19 protein-coding genes are annotated in these 21966 nt (G+C 41.5%); 15 read left to right on the top strand and 4 right to left on the bottom strand.

What is annotated here, in order from left to right:
- Positions 1–374: 374 nt before the first annotated feature.
- From glyA to PSI06_RS18150, 10 genes are all read left to right on the top strand, one after another.
- On the top strand, positions 375–1631 hold the full coding sequence (gene glyA / locus PSI06_RS18195) for a serine hydroxymethyltransferase (protein ID WP_024031685.1): 1257 nt from the start codon (positions 375–377) through the stop codon (positions 1629–1631).
- A gap of 365 nt (positions 1632–1996) precedes the next feature.
- Positions 1997–2446: a transcriptional regulator NrdR gene (gene nrdR, locus PSI06_RS18190; protein ID WP_004586861.1), complete on the top strand. Its 450-nt coding sequence runs from the start codon at positions 1997–1999 to the stop codon at positions 2444–2446.
- Positions 2447–2448: 2 nt separating this feature from the next.
- Positions 2449–3582: a bifunctional diaminohydroxyphosphoribosylaminopyrimidine deaminase/5-amino-6-(5-phosphoribosylamino)uracil reductase RibD gene (gene ribD, locus PSI06_RS18185; protein ID WP_273604552.1), complete on the top strand. Its 1134-nt coding sequence runs from the start codon at positions 2449–2451 to the stop codon at positions 3580–3582.
- Between the two features lie 16 nt (positions 3583–3598).
- A complete protein-coding gene (locus PSI06_RS18180; RefSeq protein WP_138579427.1) occupies positions 3599–4252 on the top strand; it encodes a riboflavin synthase in 654 nt (217 codons plus the stop codon).
- Positions 4253–4281: 29 nt separating this feature from the next.
- On the top strand, positions 4282–5394 hold the full coding sequence (gene ribBA / locus PSI06_RS18175) for a bifunctional 3,4-dihydroxy-2-butanone-4-phosphate synthase/GTP cyclohydrolase II (protein WP_096042166.1): 1113 nt from the start codon (positions 4282–4284) through the stop codon (positions 5392–5394).
- Between the two features lie 101 nt (positions 5395–5495).
- On the top strand, positions 5496–5960 hold the full coding sequence (ribH, locus tag PSI06_RS18170; RefSeq protein ID WP_004586865.1) for a 6,7-dimethyl-8-ribityllumazine synthase: 465 nt from the start codon (positions 5496–5498) through the stop codon (positions 5958–5960).
- A gap of 15 nt (positions 5961–5975) precedes the next feature.
- Positions 5976–6386, top strand: coding sequence for a transcription antitermination factor NusB (gene nusB / locus PSI06_RS18165; RefSeq protein ID WP_004586866.1), 411 nt, complete (start codon positions 5976–5978; stop codon positions 6384–6386).
- Between the two features lie 94 nt (positions 6387–6480).
- Positions 6481–7455 carry a thiamine-phosphate kinase gene (thiL, locus tag PSI06_RS18160; RefSeq protein WP_054983488.1) on the top strand — a complete coding sequence of 325 codons (975 nt, stop codon included), beginning with the start codon at positions 6481–6483 and terminating at the stop codon, positions 7453–7455.
- A complete protein-coding gene (locus PSI06_RS18155; RefSeq protein ID WP_024031690.1) occupies positions 7452–7937 on the top strand; it encodes a phosphatidylglycerophosphatase A family protein in 486 nt (161 codons plus the stop codon). The genes thiL and PSI06_RS18155 overlap by 4 nt, the downstream gene beginning before the upstream one ends.
- Before the next feature lie 37 nt (positions 7938–7974).
- Positions 7975–11061, top strand: a complete 3087-nt coding sequence (locus PSI06_RS18150; RefSeq protein ID WP_273604553.1) for a ligand-binding sensor domain-containing diguanylate cyclase — start codon at positions 7975–7977, stop codon at positions 11059–11061.
- Positions 11062–11192: 131 nt separating this feature from the next.
- Here PSI06_RS18150 and dxs read toward each other — a convergent pair whose 3' ends face one another.
- The 3 genes from dxs to PSI06_RS18135 form a co-directional block, all read right to left on the bottom strand.
- The gene (gene dxs / locus PSI06_RS18145; RefSeq protein WP_273604554.1) at positions 11193–13055 is read right to left on the bottom strand and encodes a 1-deoxy-D-xylulose-5-phosphate synthase; all 1863 of its coding nucleotides are present in this window, start codon (positions 13053–13055) and stop codon (positions 11193–11195) included.
- A 102-nt stretch (positions 13056–13157) separates the two neighbouring features.
- Positions 13158–14045, bottom strand: coding sequence for a (2E,6E)-farnesyl diphosphate synthase (gene ispA / locus PSI06_RS18140; RefSeq protein ID WP_273604555.1), 888 nt, complete (start codon positions 14043–14045; stop codon positions 13158–13160).
- Between the two features lie 2 nt (positions 14046–14047).
- Positions 14048–14290, bottom strand: coding sequence for an exodeoxyribonuclease VII small subunit (locus tag PSI06_RS18135; protein ID WP_004586873.1), 243 nt, complete (start codon positions 14288–14290; stop codon positions 14048–14050).
- A gap of 315 nt (positions 14291–14605) precedes the next feature.
- On the opposite strand from PSI06_RS18135, the gene pomA reads away from it, so the two are divergent.
- The 4 genes from pomA to PSI06_RS18115 all read left to right on the top strand — a co-directional run bounded on the left by pomA (position 14606) and on the right by PSI06_RS18115 (position 19001).
- Complete coding sequence (pomA, locus tag PSI06_RS18130; RefSeq protein ID WP_273604556.1) at positions 14606–15373, top strand: flagellar motor protein PomA; 768 nt, start codon at positions 14606–14608, stop codon at positions 15371–15373.
- A 2-nt stretch (positions 15374–15375) separates the two neighbouring features.
- A complete protein-coding gene (locus PSI06_RS18125) occupies positions 15376–16296 on the top strand; it encodes a flagellar motor protein MotB (protein WP_004586875.1) in 921 nt (306 codons plus the stop codon).
- Positions 16297–16507: 211 nt separating this feature from the next.
- Positions 16508–16975, top strand: coding sequence for a hypothetical protein (locus tag PSI06_RS18120; RefSeq protein WP_273604557.1), 468 nt, complete (start codon positions 16508–16510; stop codon positions 16973–16975).
- Between the two features lie 85 nt (positions 16976–17060).
- Positions 17061–19001, top strand: coding sequence for a DNA topoisomerase III (locus PSI06_RS18115; RefSeq protein ID WP_273604558.1), 1941 nt, complete (start codon positions 17061–17063; stop codon positions 18999–19001).
- Between the two features lie 22 nt (positions 19002–19023).
- Here the strand turns inward: PSI06_RS18115 and PSI06_RS18110 are convergent, their stop codons facing one another.
- Positions 19024–20337, bottom strand: coding sequence for a M20 metallopeptidase family protein (locus tag PSI06_RS18110; RefSeq protein ID WP_273604559.1), 1314 nt, complete (start codon positions 20335–20337; stop codon positions 19024–19026).
- A 94-nt stretch (positions 20338–20431) separates the two neighbouring features.
- Between PSI06_RS18110 and PSI06_RS18105 the strand changes: the two genes are divergently transcribed.
- Complete coding sequence (locus tag PSI06_RS18105) at positions 20432–21289, top strand: tetratricopeptide repeat protein (RefSeq protein ID WP_273604560.1); 858 nt, start codon at positions 20432–20434, stop codon at positions 21287–21289.
- Positions 21290–21966: the final 677 nt, after the last annotated feature.

Genomic DNA, 21966 nt, shown 5'->3' with positions numbered 1-21966 from the left:
AGCTAACTTATTACGCACTTCCGACGAGGCGGGAAGATAGATTTTACCCTCGAAGGGTCAAACCCAAACCAAGTAAATACCCCACCAAAAAGAAAAATACCAGTCAGCTTAACTGACTGGCATTAGGCTTAGGCCGCTTTTTTTGTATTTTGAACGCGCTAAATAAAGTATTTATCATTAACTAATTAAATGTAAAAAATAAAAATCATTTAAATTATTAATGTATTTATAAAAAAATATCATCTTAAAAACGCTGTGAAATAGATTCAATCCCTGTTTAAATATCCTCAACTTAAGAGCGTAGGCAAAGAGTCGTTTAAAGCGTACAATAAAGCCTCTAAAAAACACCATACACGTTGCCCTAGGAGACCCCAATGTTAGAACGTAGCATGAATATTTCGGATTTTGATCCAGAGTTATTTGACGCGATAAACAAAGAAACTGCTCGCCAAGAAGAGCACATTGAATTAATCGCATCAGAAAACTACTGTAGCCCACGCGTACTAGAAGCACAGGGTTCACAGCTTACAAACAAATACGCAGAAGGTTACCCGGGCAAACGTTACTATGGCGGTTGTGAGCACGTAGACGTTGTTGAACAACTTGCAATTGATCGTGCTAACGAGCTATTTGGTTCTGACTATGCAAACGTTCAGCCACATGCGGGTTCTCAAGCAAATGCAGCTGTTTTCTTAGCATTATTAGAAGCGGGCGACACTGTACTTGGTATGAGCTTAGCTCATGGTGGTCACTTAACGCACGGTTCACACGTAAGCTTCTCAGGTAAGCTATACAATGCAATCCAGTACGGGCTAGACGAAGCAACTGGCGAAATTGACTACGCACAGGTAGAAGCGCTAGCACTTGAGCACAAACCAAAAATGATTATTGGTGGTTTTTCTGCGTACTCAGGTATTGTTGATTGGGCTAAATTCCGTGAGATTGCTGATAAAGTAGGTGCTTACTTATTTGTTGATATGGCTCACGTTGCAGGTTTAATTGCAGCGGGTGTTTACCCAAGCCCAGTACCTCACGCGCATGTTGTAACAACAACAACACACAAAACTTTAGCAGGCCCTCGTGGTGGTTTAATTATTTCTGCTTGTGGCGACGAAGCAATTTACAAAAAGCTTAACAGCGCTGTTTTCCCAGGTGGCCAGGGTGGTCCTTTGTGTCACATTATTGCTGCAAAAGCAGTGGCATTTAAAGAAGCTCTACAACCAGAATTTAAAACATACCAAGCACAAGTAGTTAAAAATGCTCAAGCTATGGTTGCTGTTATGCAAGAGCGCGGTTACAAAATCGTATCTGATAAAACAGAAAACCACTTATTCTTACTTGATTTAATCGATAAAGATATCACAGGTAAAGATGCCGACGCAGCGCTTGGCAATGCAAACATTACTGTGAACAAAAACTCTGTACCAAACGATCCTCGCTCACCGTTTGTTACTTCTGGTTTACGTATTGGTTCACCTGCAATTACACGTCGTGGCTTTAAAGAAGCTGAATCGAAAGAACTTGCTGGCTGGATTTGTGACGTATTAGACAACATCAACGATGAGTCAGTACAAGCGCAAGTTAAAGAAAAAGTTAAAGCAATTTGTGCGAAACTACCTGTATACGCTTAATTGCATAAGCAGCAGTAATTTAGATCACAACAAGGGGCCTGTTTACCTTTCGAGGTTTAATTTGCAGTAGTATGTTTGGTTTTTAGGCAAGGCAGAGTCTATGCAGTGTGGTTACTCCACACAAATAGGCGATAACGCAGCATAAATGCCAAACATGCACTGCCCTCGGGTTCGTCCTAGGGGCGATTTACTCTTTGTTGCTCGGTTTTTACTTAGCCCACTAGGTTACAAACCTCGCGCCGCGATCAAATCACCCCTAGATAGAACAAATTTAACCCTGAAAGGCCAACAGGCCCTATTTTTTTGCTAAGATAAAAGGCCGCTAAATAGCGGCCTTTTTTGTTTTAAAACGGAAGTACCGAGTTATGCATTGCCCATTTTGTACCGCAAAAGATACTAAAGTTATTGATTCTCGCCTAGTCGGCGGAGGCCACCAAGTTCGCCGTCGTCGTGAATGTAACGAGTGTCACGAGCGATTTACTACCTTTGAAGGCGCCGAGTTAGTTATGCCACGTGTGATTAAACAAGATGGCAGCCGAGAACCCTTTAATGAAGATAAGCTACTCAATGGCCTTAATCGCGCCCTAGAAAAACGCCCTGTAAGTACAGAGCAAGTGGATGAAGTGGTTAATATTATTAAATCGCAGTTGCGTGCTACCGGCGAGCGAGAAATATCAAGTCACCTTGTGGGTGAGTGCATAATGGAGGCGCTTAAAAAGCTGGATAAAGTAGCCTATGTGAGGTTTGCCTCTGTGTATCGCTCGTTTGAAGATATACGCGAATTTGGTGAAGAAATTGCCCGTTTAGGGGAGTAATAATGCAAAACCAAACAACCTTTACTGCGCAAGATGAAATGTACATGGCACGTGCCATCGAGCTTGCAAAAAAAGGGCGATTTACAACCACCCCCAATCCTAATGTAGGGTGTGTTTTAGTTAAAGATAACCACATAATTGGTGAAGGGTTTCATCAATTAGCTGGGCAGGGACATGCTGAGGTTAATGCTCTTGCTGTAGCAGGTGAAAACGCAAAAGGCGCGACTGCGTATGTTACGCTTGAACCGTGTAGCCATTACGGACGCACTCCGCCGTGTGCAGAGGGTTTAAAAGCCGCAGGTGTAGTAAAAGTTATTGCAGCTATGGTCGACACCAACCCACAAGTAGCAGGTAAAGGGCTTAAAATACTCAGCGATGCCGGTATTGAGGTTGCATTTGGGCTTTTAGAGCCGCAAGCGCGGGCACTTAATTTAGGTTTTTTTAAGCGTATGGAGCAGGGACTTCCGTATGTTACGTGTAAAATGGCGGCCAGCATTGATGGTAAAACCGCGCTAAAAAATGGCCAAAGTAAGTGGATCACCGGCAGCGCTGCGCGACAAGATGTACAATTACACCGAGCACAAAGCTGCGCTATTTTAACGGGCGCGGATACGGTTATTACCGATGATGCTAAGCTAAATGTGAGGTTAAGCGAGTTGCCACAGGCTTTGCCTACTGAATTACCCCTACGCCAACCGGTGCGTGTTATAATTGACTCACAAAATAGGCTTACACCAGAGCTGGCAGTATTTAATATTGAAAGTGAAATAATAATTTTTACTACCAAGGTTGATAAATCAACGCAGTGGCCGCATTTTGTAAGGCATATAGAAGTGCCACAGCAAAATAACAAAGTTAATTTAACGTCTGTTTTAGCGCACCTTGCTAAGCTGCAATTTAATCATGTTTATTTAGAAGCGGGTGCTACACTTGCCGGTAAAATGACAGAGCTTAATTTAATAGACGAATATATATTTTATCTAGCGCCTAAACTAATGGGGTGCGATGCAAAAAGCTTAGTTAATTTTGCACCGCTGACAGATATGCAAAACACCGTTAATTTGACGTTTAAAGAGTGTGTGAAAATAGGCGATGATTTACGTATAACCGCCACAAAACACATTCCAATCACTTAATTAAAAGAGTAGGGCTATGTTTACTGGAATAATTGAAGCCACAGGCAAAATTGCGCTATTACAAAAAAAACAAGGCGATTTAGCCATTCGCATTCAAAGCGCTAATCTTGATATGAGCGATGTAAAGCTTGGCGATAGCATTGCCACTAATGGCGTATGTTTAACGGTAGTTGATAAGCACATTGATGGCTTTAGTGCCGACTTATCAAACGAAACTATCAGCTTAACTGGGTTTGCAAATTATAATATTGGCCAAACAGTTAACCTTGAAAAAGCCATGCAGCCGATTTCACGTTTAGGCGGGCATTTAGTGTCAGGTCATGTTGATGGCATTGCAACCATTACAGCCATCACTAGTAATGCGCGCGCTACAGAATATTGGCTAAGCACCGATGAAAACTTAATGAAGTACATTCCTTACAAAGGGTCTGTATGTATAGATGGTATAAGCCTGACAGTAAACGCTGTACAAGGTAATAAATTTAAATTAACCATAGTGCCGCACACAAGCGAGCAAACCACCATTGCTGATTTTAAAGTGGGCACACGCGTTAATTTAGAAGTCGACCAAATTGCACGTTATTTAGAGCGCCTTATTAAAGGGGCTGAGCAGCCGACTGGCTCAGATATTTCAATGAGCTTACTAGCTAAAGCTGGTTTTGTTAAATAACGACACTGATAACTTACACGAGCAAATTTATGAATTTACACAGCGCACAAGAAATCATCGACGACATTAAAGCCGGTAAAATGGTTATTTTAATGGATGACGAAGACAGAGAAAACGAAGGTGATTTAATCATTGCAGCAGAGCACATTAGCGCCGAAGCAATTAACTTTATGGCCACTCATGGCCGTGGCTTAATTTGTTTAACTATGACGCAAGAGCGATGTGAGCAGCTTGATTTACCGTTAATGGTTAAAAACAATGGCGCAGCGTTTTCTACTAACTTTACTATGTCGATTGAAGCTGCCAAAGGTGTAACAACGGGTATATCAGCAGCCGATAGAGCGCGTACAGTTCAAGCGGCAATTGCAAAGGGTGCTGTACCAAGCGATATTGTACAACCTGGGCATATTTTTCCTATTATGGCACAACCAGGTGGCGTGTTAACGCGCGCAGGCCACACCGAAGCTGGGTGTGATTTAGCACGTTTAGCCGGCCTTGAAGCTTCATCAGTTATTGTAGAAATCCTCAATGCCGATGGCACTATGGCGCGCCGCCCCGATTTAGAAGTATTTGCTAAAGAGCACGGTATTAAAATTGGCACAATTGCAGATTTAATTGAGTACCGAAACCTTAACGAAACCACCATAGAGCAAGTGGCTAAGTGTAAATTACCCACTGAGCACGGTGAGTTTGATTTAGTAACCTACAAAGATACGATTGACGGCCAGCTGCACTACGTATTGTTAAAAGGCGAAATTAAAGAGCAAGAACCAACGCTTGTGCGCGTGCACTTACAAAGCACCTTTAACGACATTTTACTTTCAGACAGAAGTGCGGACCGTAGCTGGGGGCTTTCTGATGCGATGGCTTACATTGCAAAAAATAACGGTGCACTGGTTATTTTAGGCAAACAAGAAAGCACCGAAGAGCTAGAAGCCACAGTAAAAGCGTTTGCTGCTGCCGATGCTGGCGAGAATGTTACGCCGCGTAAATTTAAAGGCACATCACGTACTGTTGGTGTGGGCTCGCAAATACTAGCTGATTTAGGTATTAAGCAAATGCGCTTAATGAGTCGCCCTAAAAAGTATCATGCACTTTCGGGCTTTCATTTAGAAGTGGTTGATTACGTTGAGCCACAATAAGGGCTCAGCTTTTAACTAGTCTATTTTTTTATTTTTATGGTATGATGCGCAGCAATTTTTGCGCAATCGCAACCGCTTGAACATATTTTTAGGGTTATCAAATGAAAATTATTGAAGGTAATAAGTACGCTCCAGGCAAAAAATTCGCTATTGTTATTTCTCGTTTTAACGATTTTATTGGTAGCAGCCTACTAGAAGGTGCTGTTGATGAGCTAAAGCGTACTGGTGGCGTAGCCGATGATGACATTACCGTTGTGTATGTACCCGGTGCAGTAGAGTTACCTTTAGCGGCAAAACGCATTGCGGCAAAAAAAGAGTATGATGCAATCATCGCATTAGGCGTAGTGATCAGAGGTGGTACACCACACTTTGACCTCGTTGCTGGCGAATCTAACAAAGGCCTTGCAAATGTATCGCTTGAGTATGATATCCCGGTTGCATTTGGCGTATTAACCACAGAAAGCATTGAACAAGCAATTGAACGCGCTGGTACCAAAATGGGTAACAAAGGCGGCGAAGCGGCATTAGGCGCGCTTGAAATGGTTAATGTGTTAGATAAAATTTAAGTTTAAGGAATTTTTGTGAAACCAGCAGCAAGACGTAAAGCACGTATCTTAGCACTTCAAGCCGTTTATTCTTGGCAATTAAGTGGCAATTTAATTGCCGATATCGAACAACAAATGTTGATCGAAAACGACGTGACTAAAATTGATGTTGAATACTTTAAAGATTTAGCGCGTGGCGTTGCCGTTAATTATAAGCAACTAGATGAAGCTGTATCTCCGCATTTAACACGTCCATTTGATGATTTAGATATGGTAGAGCGTGCAATTTTACGTTTAAGCGCGTATGAGCTTAAATTCCGTGAAGATGTGCCATACAAAGTAGCAATCAATGAAGGCATTGAGCTTGCTAAAATATTTGGCGCTGAAGACAGCCATAAATTTGTAAACGGTGTACTTGATAAAGCTGTTAAGCATTTACGCAAGTAATACTAACCTTGCTAAAGCGCTCTGCTAAAGAGCTTAGCTTTAACAGTTAGTACACGTTAAAAAGGAGAGCCGGCATAGGTCGGCTTTTTTGTGTATGAAGGAATTTGAATTAATAAACCGCTACTTTAAAGGTCGTGGTATAACTCGTCGTGATGTAAGCCTAGGAATAGGAGACGACTGTGCATTAGTTACCGTTCCGCAAAACTGCCAACTTGCAGTAACAACTGATACGCTTGTATCGGGTGTTCATTTTTTTGATGACATTTCTCCCCGAGCATTAGGACACCGAGCACTGGCCGTAAATCTTAGTGATTTAGCAGCCATGGGGGCTGAGCCTACTTGGGTGTCGGTGGCATTAACCCTACCAAATATTAACCAGCAGTGGATTGAAGAATTTACTGAGGGAATGCACGAAATTGCTGAGTACTTTAATGTACAAATAATTGGTGGCGATACTACGCAGGGCCCTTTAACAGTTACTATATGCGCTAAAGGCACTGTGCCAGAGGGCAAAGCTTTACGCCGTGCAGGTGCTAAAGTGGGCGACTGGGTATGTGTAACCGGCACGCTAGGTGATGCAGGCTTGGCTATTGAATCTCGCAAGCGTGGCCTAAGTATTGAGCCTGAGCACTTAAAGTACATAAATAGCCGCTTTGATTACCCCACTCCACGGGTGGCTGCAGGGCAAGTATTACGTGGCCTTGCTTCATCAGCTATTGATGTGTCTGATGGCCTTATGGCGGATTTAAGCCACATACTTGATATGTCACAAGTCAGCGCCAGTATAAATATTGAAAACATCCCAACCTCAGACGCTATGCGTTCAAGCCTGAGCTTTGAGGCGCAATTGCCGTATATTTTAGGCTATGGCGATGACTACGAATTACTTTTTACTGTCTCTGAAGATAATAAAAGCATGTTGGAGCTTAAATTACGTCAATACGGCGTAGAAGCAACGTGCATAGGGCAAATAAAAAGTGGCGAAGGGCACATTGAGCTTTTACACCACGGTGAAAAATTTAATTTTGAGCAACAGGGCTTTGAGCACTTTGCCAAGGAGCAGGTTTGACTAGCAAAAAACAGTTTAATTTAAAGCGCCCGCACCAGTTATTTGGCCTAGGGTTTGGCACTGGCCTTGCGCCTGTTGCGCCAGGCACCTTTGGTACATTTGCTGCTTTACCATTTATTTTTATGACCATGTATTTTCCGCTTTGGCTACAAATCGTGTTTGCCGTGGTTATTAGTATTTTTGGTATTTGGGCGTGTGGCAAAACCGCCGATGATTTAGGTGTGCACGACCACCCAGCTATAGTGTGGGATGAAGTTGCGGGTTATTACATTACGATGATAGGTGCAGCGCTTAGTTGGCAAACCTTACTTGTAGGCTTTTTATTATTTAGATTTTTTGATATTGCCAAACCTGGCCCGATCAAAACGCTCGATAAGCGAATGGACGGTGGCGTGGGTATAATGGCAGATGATGTACTTGCCGGTATTTTTTCGCTTATTTGTTTGCAAGCGTTAATAAAAGCAGGTTTACTACCCTTTTAATTTTTGTGTTTTATTTGTTTAACTAGGTGGCAGCGAAATGATGCGATTTTTACTGGTATGTGTACTTATGTTGTGTGCCATGCCAAGTTGGGCTTCTATTACTGATTACGTTGTTAAGCAATGGAATATCAAAGATGGCTTGCCCTCGCAATCGCTCAAAAGTGTTGTGCAAGATCAGCAAGGCTATATGTGGGTCGGAACGCAATTTGGTCTTAGTCGCTTTGACGGCACAACGTTCACTAATTACAACACACAAAATAGTCCTTTTTTGCCAAGCAATGGTATTAATAAACTGCTCATAGATAGTAATGGCTATCTGTGGGTGGGCACTAAAAGTGGCTTGGTGGTCATAAACCCGCAAACGCTTGCCGCACAAGAATTTAATATTAAAGGCCCAGTTAGAGACATATTAGAAGATGCCAAGGGCAGCATTTGGATTGCAGCTAATGGGCTTTATTATGTAGACCGCAACCAAGTTGATTTACGTGATAAAGCGAACGAACTCGTTCCTATTGTAAATGCCACTGTGATCACCCAAATAGTGGGGTCGGTTAGTCAAATGGCGCTTTCTCCAGAGGGGATTTGGCTTGTCAACGACCGTCATTTACTACGCTTAACTAAAAGCGCCTCTGATTTTTCAAAACTCAGGTTGGAGTTAACAGCTAAGGTGTCATTGCCTGAGCGGTTAGCACAAACCATTGTTCATGATCTGTCTTTTTTAAATGGTAATTTATATTTAGCCTCTGAACTGGGTGCTTACTTTTTAGATTTAGACGATGAACTAAGACCTTTTCCGCTGCCGAATGCGAATAACTCAGCTGTGTATAAATTTATGAGCGACACCAATGGTGGCTTATGGGTTTCTACGTATGGACGACTACTTTTTAGAGCTAAGTCGGGTGAGTGGCAATGGGTTGAGCCAAGTCAGCTAGATCAAAGTATTTGGTTTGCCGATATTTACCGCGATAGTCAAAATAATATTTGGCTTGCAAGTTTTAGCGAAGGCTTATGGCTTGCACACGAAGGGCGTATAGAACGCCACTCTGCTTTATCGCAAATGACAGAGGCCGTTATGGCAATCAGCCAAGCGCCCGATGGTAATTTATGGGTGGCAAATAAAAGCGGTATTGGTTATTTCGATTTAAATAAAAACTTTGTCAATAAAATACCCAGTGCGCAATTTGGCCGCGCAACAGTACACGACTTACAGTTTGATGGCTCGCGTTTATATATAGCGACCGGACGAGGGCTGTTTTTTTACGAGCAAGATAAACTATACAGCTTTCCTGGCAGAGCCCTGCGCGACAATCCGGTATTTGCTATTAGCCCATCAAGCAAAGGTGGTTTTTGGATAGGTACAGGGCGTGGCTTGTATAGGCTGAGTTATGGCGGGTTAACACCCTTTGCATACAATGCCTTTTTAGGCAGTAAATTTATAACGTATGTGCTCGATAAAGCAAACTTTGGTGTAATAGGGACCAGTAAAGGGGCGTATTACTTTACTGACCGCGGCATTGAAAAAATAGGTGACCAAACTTCGCTCGAAAGTGCATACATCACCAGCGTATTACATATAGATGGTGTAGGTATTTTAATTGGCTCGCTTAATGACGGCTTATTTTACAGAAGTTTACAAGGGCATTGGCGACAGTTAGATGCAGCCAACGGCTTACCTTATGGCTCTATTTTTAGCCTAGAGTATGACAAAACCTATAAGCGTGTATGGGTAAGTACCATGAAAGGTGTTTACCGTATGCCAGTAGCGCAATTTAAATCAGAGGTGTCGAGCTTAAAAGTGGAAGAGGTTATTTCTTCTTTTGATAGGCAGCTCGATGGTAAAGCAAGCCAGTGTTGTAACGGTTTAGGACACGATGCCGTTGCCATGACCGATTATTCAATTTGGTACCCAAGCTTACAAGGCATTGTAGAAATACCTAAAAATACCGAGCTATTTGGCTTAAATGTATTAAAGCCTAAAGTAGAAACACTAACCACACCACTGCGCGCGTTAACTACCGCAGCATTGGGCGAAAAGCCTTTACTAGATACTGATGAGCGCGACATAACGTTAAAGTACACCGCCATCGATTATTATGCGCCAAATAGTATTGAGTTTAGATATAAGTTAAGTGGGTTAGATAGTGATTGGCGCTATGCTAATGCACGCCGGGAAGCCATTTATACAAACTTACCGGCGGGATCATTTTTATTTGAGCTTGAGGCAAAACGCCAAGGCGAAGATTGGGACAGAGCGCAAACTGTCGAGTATGCATTTGTAGTACCGCAACGCTTTGACGAAACTATTTACTTTAGATTGCTAATCGTTAGTGGGTTTATTTTACTGTTTTACTTTATTTTTTGGGTATTTAGAGCGCAAGAGCGCCGCAAGCAAGAAGTACTCGAAGCCCTAGTTACAGAGCGTACATTAGAGCTGCGCCAAGCTAACGATAAATTAGGCCAAGTAAACTCACAGCTTAAACTAGTTAGTCACTCAGATGAGCTTACAGGGCTACGTAGTCGTCGCTTTTTGTTTGATCAGCTCCCTAAAGATATTGAGCACTTCCAACGTAATGCACAGTCTTTACAAGCGCAAGGTAAGTCACTTGTACTGCTTATTATCAACTTTGATAACTTTAGCCGTATAAACGATGCATATGGCCCAATAGCAGGAGATAGCTGCTTACAACAAATGGCAGCATTACTTAATTCACGTACCCAAGGCTCTGACTATGTAGCACGCTGGAGTGGGGATGAGTTTTTATTATTGCTACGCGATTTTAAGTGCAACATGATTGACAGCTATGCCTCTGATTTATGCCAAGCAATCGCATTAAATTCGTTTCAATTACCAAACGGTAAAACAACCAATATTACGGCTTCATTGGGATGGTCTTTTTACCCACTGCCACTTTTAGGTGGGCAAGTAATAAGCTGGGAGACGTCGATAAACTTAGCCGATATAGCGCTTCATCAGGTTAAAAAACGTGGTGGTGACGGTGTCGCAAATATTACGTTTGATAAACAGTTAGATGCGTTTGAGTTTGAGCAAAATTCGAATGTTGATCAGCAGCTGGGTATTTTACAAAGTAATGGCTTAGCAGATATTAAAGTGTGGATGCGATAAAGTTAAATCGATACCTTTTATATGCGTGTTGGCTATTGATAGTTAAACCAAACGTATGAAGTAATGAGAAAGCTAAGCTGTAAAAGGCATAGGTAAAAAAAAGGAGCTTAAAAGCTCCTTTTTTTATTTAATTAAGCGATAAACGGTTTTATTGAATTTAAAATGCCTTGTTCGCCTAAACCCATTTCATCGTGCATTTGCGCTTGTGTGCCGTGCTTAATAAATTCATCAGGAATACCTAAGTTAAGCACTTTTAGGTTGGCTTTTTGCGCTGCTAAATATTCATTAACCGCTGAGCCTGCGCCACCACAAATAGCGTTGTCTTCAAGCGTTACTATTACATCATGAGTTTGGCTAAGCTCATCTAATAAACTTGTATCAAGTGGCTTAATAAAGCGCATATTAACTAGCGTTGCACCTAGCTCACTTGCAGCAAGTTGCGCGTTTTCAAGCAAAGTACCAAAGGATAAAATAGCAATTTTAGCGCCTTGTTTAATGGTATTGGCTTTGCCTATTTCTAGTAGCGTCATTTCGCTTTGAATATCGGCAGTACCGGCACTACCACGAGGGTAGCGAACTGCTACAGGGCAATTAGCCTTATAACCGGTATAAAGCATATGGCGGCACTCGTTAGTATCACTTGGGGCCATAATAACCATGTTTGGAATACAGCGCATAAAGCTTAAGTCGTACGCACCTTGGTGTGTTTCGCCGTCGGCGCCTACAATACCAGCGCGGTCTATAGCAAAAAGCACAGGTAAGTTTTGCAGTGCAACATCATGGATAAGTTGATCATACGCCCGTTGTAAAAAGCTCGAGTAAATAGCTACAACGGGTTTTAACCCTTCACAGGCAAAACCGGCGGCCAATGTGACAGCGTGCTGCTCTGCTATGGCTACATCAAAATACTGCTCTGGGTGTTCTTTTGAAAAACGCACCATACCTGAGCCTTCACGCATTGCCGGCGTAATAGCCATTAATTTTTTATCTTGCTCGGCCATATCACATAACCAATCACCAAACACCTTAGAGAAAGTGGCGGCGCCAGGTTTAGATTTAGGTAAGCTTGATGTATTAGGGTCAAACTTTGGCACACCGTGATAGCCAATAGGATCAGCTTCTGCGGGTTTATAGCCTTTTCCTTTTTGGGTTTTTATATGTAAAAGCTGAGGCCCTTTTAAATTACGCATATTACGCAGTGTATCTACGAGCATATTTACATCGTGGCCATCAATTGGGCCAATGTAATTAAGACCTAGTTCTTCAAAGAAGGTACCTGGAATAACCATTCCTTTTAGGTGCTCTTCTACTTTACTGGCAAGCTCTTTAACAGGAGGCACGCCAGAGAGTAACTTTTTACTGCCTTCGCGAATATTTGTGTAAAAGCTGCCAGATAAAATACGCGCAAAGTGATTAGTTAACGCACCGACGTTTTCAGAAATCGACATTTCATTATCATTTAAAATGATTAACATGTCAGATTTTACATCGCCTAAGTGGTTCATGGCTTCAAATGCCATACCTGCTGTAATGGCACCATCGCCTATAACGGCAACAGTTTTGCGGCCCTTTCCTTCTTTTTGAGCCGCAATAGACATACCAAGTGCTGCCGAAATAGAGGTACTTGAATGGCCTACGCTAAAGGTATCGTATTGGCTTTCTTCACGAAAAGGGAATGGATGTAATCCGTCTTTTTGGCGAATTGTATGCATTAAATCGCGTCGCCCCGTTAAAATTTTATGCGGGTACGCTTGATGGCCTACATCCCATACAAGGCGATCTTCTGGTGTGTTATACACATAATGTAGAGCAACGGTAAGCTCAACAGTTCCTAAACCAGACGCTAAATGGCCGCTACTTTGCGAAACAGAGTTGAGTAAATAGTCTCGTAACTCGTTGCTAAACGCAGGGAGTTTATCTTGCGCTATATCGCGTAAGTGGGCTGGTTCGTCAACCAAGTTAAGTAATGGATACTTGCTACTATCAAGTGTCATGGTATTTATTTTATCCTTCGCTAACACCGGTGCTAACTTATTAGTTGTTACCGCTGTTGAGTAATAATGTCAGTGCTAAATGGCAATACGTATATGTAACACTCAATGGTCACGTTTAATCAGGTAGTTTGCCAGCGCCGCTAGAATAGAGGTATCAGCATCTATTTTGTTTAATGCTTGATGCGCTTGCTCTATTAAATTTTGCGCCATTTGCTTGGCACCTTGCATACCTAATAGGGCCGGATAAGTTGCTTTATTAGCAGCTAAATCAGAGCCTTGTGGCTTACCTAAAGTAAATGTGTCACCTTCAACATCTAAAATGTCGTCGTGCACTTGAAATGCCAGCCCTATAGCATACCCAAAAACACGTAAGTTTTCTAAGGTTTGTTTGTCTGCTTTTTCGCTACATAATGCACCCAATGTAATGGCACAGTTGATTAAGGCACCCGTTTTTAATTTATGAATTCGTTCAAGCTGTTGTACTGTAATCACTTTATCTGTGGCTGCAATATCTAGCCCTTGCCCGCCGACCATGCCTTCAAGCCCCGATGCTTTAGCCAGTGCGCTGATCATTTTTACTTGTGTTGACGCGCTGCAGGTAAAATTGTGAGCCGAGATAAGCTCAAAGGCTAATGTTTGTAGTGCATCGCCTGCTAAAATTGCATGCGCATCGTCAAACTCTATATGGCAAGTTGGGCGTCCACGGCGAAGGTCGTCATCATCCATGGCTGGTAAATCATCGTGCACCAACGAGTAGCTATGAATACACTCAATAGCAGCAGCAAGAATATCTAAATCTTGCTTATTAGCTCCGAGCATTTCACCACTTGCGTAGACTAAAAAGGGGCGTAAACGCTTGCCACCGTTAAATAAGCCGTACTGCGTGGCTTCTTTTACTGTGTGTGCGGTATCAAGGGGTTGATCAAAGTACTGTTGCAGGGTCTTTACGACATCTTGTTGAGCACATTCTATTTTTTCTTGTATGCTCACGGTTATTCCATATCGTTGTTAAATGAAGTAAGCGCTGCTTTTTCGTCATTACCCATCAAAATAGACACTTTTTGTTCTGCTTGTTGTAACTTACCCGTTGAGGCGTTAGCTAAGGCTATACCACGCTCAAATTGCTTTAACGACTGCTCAAGCGATAAATCACCTTGTTCCATTTCACCGACAATGGTTGATAGTTCTTCGAGTGCTTGTTCAAAACTTAGGTTTTCAGGTTTTTTAGTCGCCATGTTTAATTTCAGCCAGCATGATAAATTTAGGAGCCAATTTTAGGGGGAATGCTAAACTAGGTCAAAGGATGATCGTTGTTTTTTGAGTTATATCAGTTTAAATCGTATTTTTACCAAGTATAAGATGCGTATTAGTGCTCACTGTGTACAATAAAATTAATCAGTCGCTAGGCGAGTAGGGTATCTTGATCTAAAATTAGGCCAAACACAGTGTTTTACACTTTTTTCAAAAATGGCTTAAGTATTTCAGTATCTTGCCGATAAGCAGTTAATAATAAAAGTTTGAATAACAAAGTATAATACTTTGGAGGAAATGTGGATTTAGCAACCATAATTGGGATCCTTGGCGCAATTGGTTTAATTGTCATGTCCATGTTTATGAGTAGTAGCGGTGAAATGGGGATGTTTGCCGATGCGCCTTCTAGTGTAATTGTATTTGGTGGCTCACTATTTATTGTGTTATCAAACTTTACCTTGTCGCAGTTTTTGGGCATAGGTAAGGTTGTTGGTAAAGCATTTATGTTTAAAATCGAATCGCCAGAAGAGCTGATTGAAAAAGCAGTAGAACTTGCTGATTCGGCCCGTAAAGGGGGGTTTTTAGCCCTCGAAGAAGCCGAAATACCAAATCCTTTTATGCGCAAAGGTGTAGATATGCTCGTTGATGGCCACGATGCTGATGTAGTTCGTGCCACGCTTCAAAAAGACATTTTTTTAACCACAACTCGTCACGAACTAGGCGCCGGTTTATTTAAGTCACTTGCCGATATAGCCCCAGCAATGGGTATGATAGGAACGTTAATAGGCTTAGTTGCTATGTTATCTAACATGGATGACCCTAAAGCCATCGGCCCCGCGATGGCGGTGGCATTATTAACTACTTTATATGGTGCATTTTTAGCAAATGTAGTGGCTATTCCTATTCAGGTAAAATTGGAGCTTCGTAAAGACGAAGAAGCCATGAATCAGCGTCTAATACTGGATGCTATTTTAGGTATTCAAGATGGCCAAAACCCGAAAGTAATTGAAGGTATACTGAAAAACTACCTTGCTGAGTCTAAGCGCAAAGTAGATACCGAGGAGTAACCATGTCTGATCAAGAGTGCAAATGCCCACCCCCAGGTCTGCCTGCTTGGATGGGAACATTTGCCGACTTAATGTCGCTTTTAATGTGCTTTTTTGTACTTTTGCTCGCGTTTTCAGAAATGGATGTACTTAAATTTAAGCAAATAGCAGGCTCGATGAAGTTTGCATTTGGTGTGCAAAACAAAATAGAAGTAAAAGATATCCCTAAAGGGACCTCGGTTATTGCTATGGAATTTACCCCTGGTAAGCCTGAACCTACCCCGATAGAAACCATTCAGCAACAAACCGTTGAAATGACCCAGCAAATGTTAGAGTTTCAAGCGGGTGATGAAAGCTCTGCTGGTGGTAGACAAGAGCAACGTGGCGATAAACGTGGTGGCGAGTCACGTAGTACATCGCAGCAGCAATCTTCAGAGCAAGCAACTTCAGCCGCCGATCAAGAACAAACTAACGAGTTAGTTAAAAAAATAGCGCAACAGCTCGAAAAACAAATTATCGACGGTGCAATCGAGCTTGAATCTTTAGGGCAGCAAATCATTATTCGTATCCGTGAAAATGGATCATTTCCCTCTGGCAGTGCTTTTTTACAACCTAAGTTTAAGCCCATAATTCAAGATATTGGTGAGTTATTAAAAGATGTGCCTGGTGAAATTACGGTATCGGGTCACACCGATGATTTTCAGGTTTCTAACGAGTTGTATATTAATAACTGGGACTTATCGTCAAAGCGTGCTGTAGCAGTAGCAAGCGAATTACAAACGGTACAAGGGTTTGATAAAAACCGCATGATGGTAGTAGGGCGTGCTGATACTCGTCCACTTGTTCCGAATGATTCAAACGAAGATAGGCGTAGAAATCGCCGAGTAGAAATATCAATCTTACAAGGTAAGGCTAAAGAGTCAGACCCTATTGATGTGCGCTAGGCTAGTAGCGGGCGCTAATTTCTCTAATTAAGTTTCTTTTTAAGGTACTTAATCACCTAAGTATCTTGGCAAGTTCATTATTTTAGCTTAAAGTACATTTCCTTAACATATGTAATGGATGTGCTGTGAAAGTTATAATTAAATATTGTGATATGCCAGGTAATGGTGATGGTACCGACGACGATACAAAAGAAAAATAAGGTAAAACATTTTGCCTGATTGGTTTTTGTATTTCGTTAGTATTTTAAGTAAAAGCTGGGTCTTTATGCTAAGCCCGGCTCTTTTAATATTTTTTATATTTAAAGATTACTTAGCCTTTAGGTTTGCATTACTGACCGTCGCTTTTTTCTTTTTTGGGGGGATAACAGCCTCTAGCTTGAGAGAGTTTGACGATATTTATATCTATCGTTATTTAGTATGGGCGGCTACCGATATTATATGGATGGCGTTAATAGCTTATTGGGGAATAAAAGATAAAGTTTATTTATGGCAATGCGTTATTGGTCAGTTAGTGGTTATTGGTGCACCTATATTACAATTATTCAGATTAGTTGACCGTCACCTTTGGGATTTAGCGTACAGCACCATTATTTACAAAACGTTAATGCCCTTTATCAACATTGGCACCGTCATAGTGTGTTATTTACCTTTAATTATGCTTTTCGCTAAAAAAAAGTAATACCCCCTCAAAAATAGAAAGCGCTCCACCTTCTAAATAGCTGTGCTAAACTACTGTTCATATAAACAGTTAATGAGCAACTCCCATGAAACTCTATATCGCAGAAAAGCCATCACTTGGCAGAGCTATTGCTGATGCATTGCCAAAACCACATAAAAAACACGATGGTTATATAGAAGTGGCTAATGGTGACTGTGTCTCGTGGTGTATAGGGCACTTACTTGAGCAAGCTGAGCCTGATGATTATGATGCGCGTTTTAAAAAGTGGCAATTTGAACACCTCCCCATAGTGCCACAGCAATGGCAGCTCAAGGCAAAAACGAAAACGCGTAAGCAATTAACTATTCTAAAAAAGCTAATTAAGCAGGCATCAGTACTCGTGCATGCGGGCGATCCCGATCGCGAAGGTCAATTATTGGTTGATGAAGTCATAGAGCAAGCCAAAATAAGTAAAACCAAAAAGCAAAGCATTCAGCGTTTACTTATAAGTGATTTAAATTTAGCGGCAGTAAAAAAAGCGCTTACTACTATGCGTTCAAATCGTGAATTTATTCCGCTTAGTGTGTCGGCGCTTGCGCGTTCACGTGCAGATTGGCTATTTGGTATGAACCTTACGCGTGCTTATACGCTGGCGGGACAAAAAGCAGGCTTTGGCAATGTGTTGTCGGTGGGTCGCGTACAAACCCCAATTTTAGGTTTAGTGGTTAACCGGGATAACGAAATAGCTAACTTTGTGTCAAAACCATTTTATGAAGTGTTGGCGCATTTAATAACCCCTGAGCAGCAAAGCTTTGTGGCCAAGTGGGTACCAAGCAAAGCCTGCGAGCCGTACCAAGATGAAGAGGGCCGCGTTTTAAATAATGCATTAGCCGAAAACGTCGCCTCGCGAATAGCCAATCAACCAGGCGAGGTTACAGCACTTGAACAAAAACAAAAAAAACAAAGCGCGCCGCTGCCTTATAATTTATCGGCACTGCAAATAGATGCTGCAAAGGCATTTGGTATGGCTGCCCAGCAAGTACTCGATATTTGCCAAACGCTCTATGAGCGTCATAAGTTAATTACTTACCCTCGTTCTGATAATCGTTATTTGCCTAAAGAGCATCATGTAGATGCGCCTGAAATTTTAAAAGCAATTGCAGCTAATGGCGGTCAAAACACTGAGTTTGTGAATGGGGCAGACGCTAAAAAACGCAGCAAATGTTTTAACGATGCAAAAGTGGCTGCACACCATGCAATTGTACCTACCGCTAAACAACTAAAAACAGCGACCTTGGCGCCTGATGAAGTAAAAGTATATCAACTTATTAGCAGGCATTACCTAATTCAGTTTTACCCCGATTATATTTATAACGAAACTAAAGTAGAGGTAACAATTGCGGGAGGTTTATTTAAAGCCAATGCAAAGCAAGATGTAAGCTTAGGATTTAAGGTATTAATGGGCAAAGCCGAGCTAAAAGATGAAGCAACCTTGCCTCATTTAACAAAAGGCATGGCGCTTAACTGCACTAAAGGTGAAGTGGTAGAAAAACACACTACGCCACCGTCTCATTTTACTGATGCAACATTGCTAAGTGCCATGACCGGCATTAGTCGTTATGTAAAAGATTCACAAATTAAAAAAATACTCAAAGAGACCGATGGGCTAGGAACAGAGGCAACCCGCGCAGGCATTATTGAATTATTATTTAGGCGTCGTTTTTTAAAGCGCGAAGGTAAATCAATTAAAGCAACACAAACAGGCTTGGCACTTATTAGTGTTTTACCAGAGGGCTTAGCTAGCCCCGATTTGACCGCTAAATGGGAGGCGAGTTTAGGCAATATTGCTCAACAAGCAATGAGCTACCAACAATTTTTACAGCCACTGCTGGTGGAGCTTGAAGGTTTTGTACAGCAAGCAGCTAGTTGTGATAGCCATGTATTTTCAAAGCTACCTAAAACACCGCCTAAAAAGCGCTTTGCTAAGGGTGGTAAAAAAGCATCATTTAAAAAATCAAATTATAGAAAGAGCTCAGCAACCACTTAATCGCTGAGCTCTCAAATACGGCTTATTTTTCATTAAATAATGCGACTGCAGCGTTACTCATGGCTTTTATACCGGTCGGTAATGCTACTTTATAATCTGGCGCAAATTTACTTGAGTGTAATGAAGGAAGTGTTTGGTTACTTTTCATCGCATTTGTATATTGCTGCTGGTTTACTCCACCTAACCAAAATAACGTAATAGGAATGTTTTCATCAGTTCTACCGTACAGTCCAAAATCTTCACCAGCCATAACCGCTTTTGTCTCAAGTACATTAGTTTCGCCAATTGCATCAGCAATAGCACTCCTAACAATATTAGTTTGCTGAGGGTTATTGTAAGTAGATGGAATAGATTCATCTTCATGAACGTGAACAACAGGGTAGTGTGACTCAGTAAGGCCAGCACTTTGAGCAATACCCGCTGTAATACGTTTTATAGCAGCTATTTGCGCCGTACGTACCTCTGGGTTGTAGCTTCTAAGTGTAAGTTGTAGTTTTACTTCATCTGAAATCACATTATGCTTTGAGCCACCATGAATAGAGCCCACAGTCACAACAGAAGGCTCAAGTGGAGAAAGCTCGCGGCTTGTGATTGTTTGTAATGCTAATACCGTACGCGCCGCAATAACTACAGGGTCTACGGTAGTGTGCGGGTAGGCGCCGTGTCCGCCTTTACCTTTTATAGTTATATCTACCGAATCAACACTTGCCATGGTGTATTCATTTTTCATTGATACCTTACCCGCAGGCACGCTGGCACTAACATGCAGCGCCATAACATGATCAGGCTTAGCATATTTACTAAATAAGCCTTCACTTAACATGGCTTTTGCTCCACCGCCAACTTCTTCTGCAGGTTGTGCAACCATCATTAACGTTCCTTGCCACTTATCTTTATGGGCAATAAGTTGCTCAGCAGTACCAATAAACGAGCTCATATGTATATCGTGGCCACAGCCATGCATTACACCTACTTTATTCCCATGCTCATTGGTCACTTGTACTTTAGATGCATAAGGTTTACCTGTTTGCTCTGTGATTGGTAGGCCATCGGTATCAGTACGAATCATTATTGTAGGGCCGGTGCCATTTTTATAAATCCCTACCACACCGTAGCCGCCCACATTATCTGTTACGTCAAACCCAAGGTTTGTTAATTGCGATGCTATTTTTTGGCCAGTTTCTTGTTCGTGATATGAAAGCTCTGGAGATTGATGTAAGTCGAGGTAAAACTTTTCAATAGCTGGCATACTCTTAGTTAAATCTAAGTTTAGTGACTTAGCGTAAGTGAGTGGGCTTGCTATCATAAATGCTGCAGCTAGATAGGTGATTTTCATGTTTTCCCTCATTATTTGAAAGTATTTAATACTTGTATTTATTATGTTCGTCTCCATATAAAAACCTAAATAAATGAATATGGCAATTAATTCAATGAGCAACATAGTTAGTATCAACGCACAAAACCTTCAGCAAGTACTCGGTGAAACATCACAACAAAAGTTGGTGCTGCTTAACTTCCACTCGCCACAAAGTCCTGAGTGTATTAGCCAAATCGGTATATTAGAAAATTTAGCTACGCAATATAAAGACCATATTGTAGTGGCTAATCTTGATTGTGACGCAGAACAAGCACTCGCCTCGCAATTAGCGCAGCAGGTTGGCTTGCAAACATTACCTACACTTGTGTTGTTAAAAGATTCAGCTCCAGTAGATTTATTAGCGGGTGCACAAACAGACGCGCAAATTCGCGAAGCCCTGAGTAAGCATTTACCAGCGCAACAGGACCTACTTCTTGAACAAGCAAAACAAGCATTATTAAAGTCGGACCTAAATGCTGCATTTAATTACGCAAAGCAAGCGTATGAAATAGACAGTGCAAACGCACGTATAAAGCTTGTGTTAGCCGATATATGCATTCAAATACACAAGTTAGATGATGCTCAAGCACTCATTGATACCATTGACGCCCAAGAGCAAGATGCTTATTTTCATAATATAAAAGCTAAATGCGAAGCGGCGCTAGAAGCTACCGACTCGCCAGAGATAAAAGAAAAGCAATCTCAAGTAGAAAAGTACCCAAATGACTTAGACCTGAAAATAGAGCTAAGCCAACTGCTAAATGATGCAGGACGAAAAGAAGAAGCACTCGAAACACTGTTCAGCGTACTTAAAAAGGATCTTAACTTTAATGACGCTAAAGCAAGCTTTTTAGCAATTATCGCTTCTCTAGCAGATGGAGATGCACTTGCAGCAAAATACAGAAGAAAGCTTTATAGTATTTTGTATTAATACGCTCAGTTAATAAATTAACTTAAAAGCACCTTATAGGTGCTTTTTGCGTTTTATACATCGTTATATTTAAAACAAACTGGGCTTTGCATATAGGTTTAGTTTGTTTTTTGTACTGCTTTTGGCTCTTTAGAGTGAAAAATACACGAAAGAGCTTTTATTTATAGTTTTTATTAAAAAACGCTTGCGTAAAAATCCGTTCTCCCTATAATGCGACCCCATTGAGACGGCAGAGCAGGCAACGCTTAGCGAGGCCAGAGTCAATCAGTGAGTTGAGTAAAACTTAGTTTTAAAAACTTTCAAGTTTAACAAAATTAAGTGTTGACAAAAAAATAGGAAAGCGTAAGATTCGCAGCCCTAGTGAGATAAAGTTTAACGCTTTAATCGCAACGTTCTTTAACAATATAAAGCAATCATCTGTGTGGGCACTCGTACAGATTGAGTTCTAACAGCCAAGCTTAGTTTGCTAAGTGAGGCAAACAAATTTAGAGTCTCAATTGAAACTGAGTGACCAACAGCAATAACTTACTTAGGTTTTACTTAAGAAAAGAATTGCAGCACAGTCAATTCAATATCGAAAGATATTAAATAAATTCAGAATTCATTGAGCTGTCGAAAGACACAAAACTTTTTAATTGAAGAGTTTGATCATGGCTCAGATTGAACGCTGGCGGCAG

The sequence above is a fragment of the Pseudoalteromonas sp. GABNS16E genome, assembly GCF_028598715.1.
Taxonomy (GTDB): Bacteria; Pseudomonadota; Gammaproteobacteria; order Enterobacterales; family Alteromonadaceae; genus Pseudoalteromonas; species Pseudoalteromonas atlantica.
Note: the sequence above shows the minus strand (reverse complement) of the source record. Positions and strands in the feature narration are given on the sequence as shown.

Excerpts from the sequence above, each read along its gene's own strand:
- ribD (WP_273604552.1), top strand. The coding sequence starts at position 2,449 with ATGCAAAACCAAACAACCTTTACTGCGCAAGATGAAATGTACATGGCA.
- PSI06_RS18105 (WP_273604560.1), top strand. The coding sequence starts at position 20,432 with ATGAGCAACATAGTTAGTATCAACGCACAAAACCTTCAGCAAGTACTC.
- PSI06_RS18125 (WP_004586875.1), top strand. The coding sequence starts at position 15,376 with ATGTCTGATCAAGAGTGCAAATGCCCACCCCCAGGTCTGCCTGCTTGG.
- PSI06_RS18115 (WP_273604558.1), top strand. The coding sequence starts at position 17,061 with ATGAAACTCTATATCGCAGAAAAGCCATCACTTGGCAGAGCTATTGCT.
- ribBA (WP_096042166.1), top strand. The coding sequence starts at position 4,282 with ATGAATTTACACAGCGCACAAGAAATCATCGACGACATTAAAGCCGGT.
- thiL (WP_054983488.1), top strand. The coding sequence starts at position 6,481 with ATGAAGGAATTTGAATTAATAAACCGCTACTTTAAAGGTCGTGGTATA.
- glyA (WP_024031685.1), top strand. The coding sequence starts at position 375 with ATGTTAGAACGTAGCATGAATATTTCGGATTTTGATCCAGAGTTATTT.
- PSI06_RS18135 (WP_004586873.1), bottom strand. The coding sequence starts at position 14,290 with ATGGCGACTAAAAAACCTGAAAACCTAAGTTTTGAACAAGCACTCGAA.
- dxs (WP_273604554.1), bottom strand. The coding sequence starts at position 13,055 with ATGACACTTGATAGTAGCAAGTATCCATTACTTAACTTGGTTGACGAA.
- ribH (WP_004586865.1), top strand. The coding sequence starts at position 5,496 with ATGAAAATTATTGAAGGTAATAAGTACGCTCCAGGCAAAAAATTCGCT.
- PSI06_RS18110 (WP_273604559.1), bottom strand. The coding sequence starts at position 20,337 with ATGAAAATCACCTATCTAGCTGCAGCATTTATGATAGCAAGCCCACTC.
- PSI06_RS18150 (WP_273604553.1), top strand. The coding sequence starts at position 7,975 with ATGATGCGATTTTTACTGGTATGTGTACTTATGTTGTGTGCCATGCCA.
- PSI06_RS18180 (WP_138579427.1), top strand. The coding sequence starts at position 3,599 with ATGTTTACTGGAATAATTGAAGCCACAGGCAAAATTGCGCTATTACAA.
- nrdR (WP_004586861.1), top strand. The coding sequence starts at position 1,997 with ATGCATTGCCCATTTTGTACCGCAAAAGATACTAAAGTTATTGATTCT.